Source organism: Paenibacillus sp. AR247 (assembly GCF_002968895.1).
Taxonomy (GTDB): Bacteria; Bacillota; Bacilli; order Paenibacillales; family Paenibacillaceae; genus Paenibacillus_AQ; species Paenibacillus_AQ favisporus.
On record NZ_PCZT01000018.1, the window covers coordinates 93,417 to 96,340 of the forward strand.

Below are 2,924 nucleotides of genomic sequence, written 5' to 3' on the forward strand. Positions count from 1 at the left end.
ATATTTTTGCTTGATCAAATCTTAACTTGAAAAATAGGAGGTTAGTCCATTGGAAATCCCAATCACAGGTTTGCTGTTTCATTCTGAAGGTTCCGGTTCCGAGCATCATCACAGCCTGCTTATTACTTCGTGGGATGGAAGGCCGGTCCGGGTCCATGTTCATCCGATTTCAGGTGATACTTCGTTTGACGTGGGACACTATCATCACTACGCCGGAACAACGGAACCCGCCCCCAGCGGCGTTCCCCATGTCCACCGTTATCATGTGGAAACATCTTTTAATGATCAGCATGTTCATTATATTCAAGGGACGACGGGACCGGCCATTCCTTTGCCGGGAGGCGGGCATTATCACGATTTTGCGGGTTATACCACCGTTAACGGCAGAATCCCGCACTCGCATCGGTACGGAGGCAGAACAGGGAACGAGGAGGAGGATTAAGCCGATCCGTTATATTTTCACGATCTTCCACAGGCTGCCGGTTCCAGGAGTCGGGTTATGCTTACCCATCAGGCCAAAATCGACAAGGTATAGCTCATTTCCTTCGGCATTAAATTTGACATCAATGGGCCGGATTGGCCCTTGTTTCGTAGATTCGCCAAGCGGATTGGTCAGAAAGTTTGAAATTTGTCCGGTATCCAGGCTGACTTTGACCACTTTAAATCCAGGAAGTTCCTCGGTTTTTTCAAAACCGGATTCCCCAAACTGGGCGACATACAGCTCCCCTGGAATGCCGAAATCAGCGTTTGCACAAATATCAAATTTCATGGAAGCGCTATGCGGCTGCAGACGGGCCAGCGGTTGGGCGGCAAGCGGAGGATGGTTGCGGATAAGAAAGGCAGGCTTCGCTTGTTCCGCGGCATGAAAGTGGGGGAGGGTTACGGGCAAACCACTAAACAACTCCGGAAATCCGTACCATCCCCCAGGAGTGACCTCCCAAATCTTATCCCAATCCAGCCTGATTTGCCGGCTCCCCCGCGGATCCGCGCCATGGTCCGTTACGATCAGTTTTCCGTTCATTGGGGAAAATCTTAAACCAAACGTATTCCGGAAGCCGTCTGCGACGATCTGTAGGTGGCTTCCGTCAGGATTACAGCGGTAGATGATCCCGTTAGCCAACAATCGGCCTCGTACGATATCACCCTCTTTGCTCGGAGCTCCAAAGGCATGGTACGCTCCCGTTACTGCTGCCGCTGGTTGATCGGATAGCGGATCCCGGGTAATAAAATTGGTGCCGATCAATTCCAAGTCTCTGGCCGGCACATCGTGAAATTGCGGGTGATGCTTCAGGATCAGCATATTATCCAGCCCTACAACAGCCGAATTCGTGGCGGTACCAACGGAAAAATACAGTTTGCCGTCAGGGCCGAATAGAATGTCTCCGGTAAAATGGTCCCCGCATGTGCGCAGCCCGCTGACAATCGTTTGCCTAGTACCGTCCGGCGATACTCGAATAATTTCCCCGCATCCGTCCGCCGGCTTTTCCCCTAAATTTCCTGCAGCCACATACAAATCCCCATGATGCCAGGCAATGCCTGTTACAGGACCTCCGAATCCTGAGGCGACTTCTGTAAAGGAGCCATCCGATTCCAGGCGAAGCACGCGGCCCATTCCGGGTTCAGTCCCGTAAGCAAACCCAGCTTCGGCAACATAGACCGCTCCTCGGGGGTCAAATGTCATAACGGTCGGGAACGAGAGTCCTGTGGCGATCCGCGTTAACCGGTACCCCTTTTCCAATATGTAATCAGGCTTTTGCGTTTCGTGTTGGGGTTTGAAAAGCTGACCAAAAGCCGCTTTTAATTCCGTAAGCGTATTGACCTGCGCCAGCTGAGACTTCATCAAGTCCTCAATGCCCAATGGATACGAAGAAACCGGCAAAAAGTAATCGTGATAGCTGGTGTACTCCTGTAATAATTCATACTCCCGCTGATGGAGTTCTTTAATACAGTCCAGAACCGGATTATACCTTATATTCACCGTTGCAGAAGGGCTGGATATCCCTAGTGAAGCAGCGAGCTTTCGCAATGCATCCAATTGCTGTTCCTGCTTGTTCAGCAAATCGTTCAGCGGTGCCTTCAGTTTGGGAAATGGATTATTCTCTTGAAGATGCCGGTACAGAAAATAATTGACCCATTCCCAGTGATACTGCTTTTGAACCATTCCCTGCGGCACATATTCGTTCATTGATACACTCCTCCTCGATCCTCCAAAAGGAAAGTGGTGTTCAGGATGTCGCTAGATGTCCAGACTAAGGCTTGTAATGTATATTCCATCCCGGATTTCAATAGAAGGGTCATGACTGAATGAAAAAACGGGTCATTTCCCGGAAAATAATTTGTCGGACGGCAGCCCATTTTGCAGCAGGCTCTCGTCAAGGGCAAATACTAAAAAATAGCGGTGGACTAGGACTGGAAGTGCAGTCTTAGATTGCCGCTGTTTTCTGTTTTCAGCAGGGGTGAACCATTGAACCGCAAAAAAATTCTCGTTAAACCGAGTTTTATTTTTGCTGAATGTATGCCGTTTCTTATTCTTTAAGCACCTGTATTTTCGGCAAAGTATTTTTATTAACAAATTACCTTTACAGTCACAGTAGTATATCGTATCATGCAGATATGGAGGTGATTACATGAAAGACAACAAAATCACATCCGACCTGCTGCGAGGCCATACCGACACGATGATTTTACGACTCTTATCCGAAGCCGACCGCTACGGTTATGAAATTGTCAAGCTGATTGTCGAGCGTTCGGGCGGTGAGTATGAATTAAAGGAAGCCACGATGTACTCCAGCGTACGGCGGCTTGAAGGTGACGGTAATATCGAGTGGTATTGGGGCGGTGAAACGCAGGGCGGACGGCGCAAGTATTTTCGGATGACCGAGAAGGGCAAGGCAATTTATGAGCGCAATAAACGCAACTGGAAG

At 49.2% G+C, this 2,924-nt stretch carries 3 protein-coding genes; 2 read left to right on the plus strand and 1 reads right to left on the minus strand.

The genetic code is table 11. The features are described 5' to 3' along the window. The first annotated feature begins 49 nt into the window (after positions 1-49). A complete protein-coding gene (locus CPT76_RS26155) occupies positions 50-442 on the plus strand; it encodes a YmaF family protein (RefSeq protein ID WP_105444991.1) in 393 nt (130 codons plus the stop codon). 9 nt (positions 443-451) lie between these two features. On the opposite strand, the gene CPT76_RS26160 is transcribed toward CPT76_RS26155, so the two are convergent. After that, positions 452-2,185: a PQQ-dependent sugar dehydrogenase gene (locus CPT76_RS26160; RefSeq protein WP_105444992.1), complete on the minus strand. Its 1,734-nt coding sequence runs from the start codon at positions 2,183-2,185 to the stop codon at positions 452-454. Between the two features lie 442 nt (positions 2,186-2,627). On the opposite strand from CPT76_RS26160, the gene CPT76_RS26165 reads away from it, so the two are divergent. Further along, a partial coding sequence (locus CPT76_RS26165) for a PadR family transcriptional regulator (RefSeq protein WP_105444993.1) occupies positions 2,628-2,924 on the plus strand: 297 nt, incomplete at its 3' end.